The sequence below is a fragment of the Candidatus Pelagibacter communis genome, assembly GCF_001180205.1.
In the GTDB taxonomy this organism is placed as follows: domain Bacteria; phylum Pseudomonadota; class Alphaproteobacteria; order Pelagibacterales; family Pelagibacteraceae; genus Pelagibacter; species Pelagibacter ubique_O.
In genome coordinates this window covers 1-555 of record NZ_CVSU01000072.1, presented here as the reverse complement: position 1 = coordinate 555, position 555 = coordinate 1, and the positions used below count along the sequence as shown (strand labels likewise).

The 555-nt window shown below is 28.8% G+C and carries 1 protein-coding gene; it reads right to left on the bottom strand.

Translation table 11 applies throughout. From position 1 onward, the window contains the following. A partial coding sequence (locus AMO08_RS02830) for a nucleotide-binding YajQ family protein (RefSeq protein WP_143323802.1) occupies positions 1 to 358 on the bottom strand: 358 nt, incomplete at its 3' end. Between the last annotated feature and the right edge of the window lie 197 nt (positions 359 to 555).

The following is a 555-nucleotide window of genomic DNA, read 5'->3' as shown; positions in this document are numbered from 1 at the left end:
TAATTTTATAATCTTTAATTAGTTTGTTAATTCGTTTTGCATTATCCCTGGAAATACCTTCTCTAAGCTCAATCTTCTGTTTTACTGACATACCTGATCCTTTTTCAATATCATGAATAATGAATGTTTTTAGCGCTACCTTTCTTCCAATAGCACGCTTTTCTAACATATCTCTAATAGAACCTAGCTGCATTTCAGAATCTGATTCAATTTTAATAATTGCATTTTTTTTATCTAAAATAATTTTCGTACTAGTGCCTTTAAAATCATATCTATTTGTAATATCCCGTTTAACCATATTAACGGTATTTTCAATTTCCTGAATTTCATATCTGCATACAATATCAAAAGCTGGCAAAAGAATATACTCCAAGATACTTTTCTAAAATTGATATATCACTGCTACCTATAAATAAATGTACTGAATATAGAATTAGATAGGTGTTCTTCAGCATAGTTGAAGTTTACATAGAATATGTTATAATCATTCAGAAAAATATTAAGAGAAAGCCCCTCCTCCTAGGGGAGCTTTCTTTATCAATCAATAAGGAGATA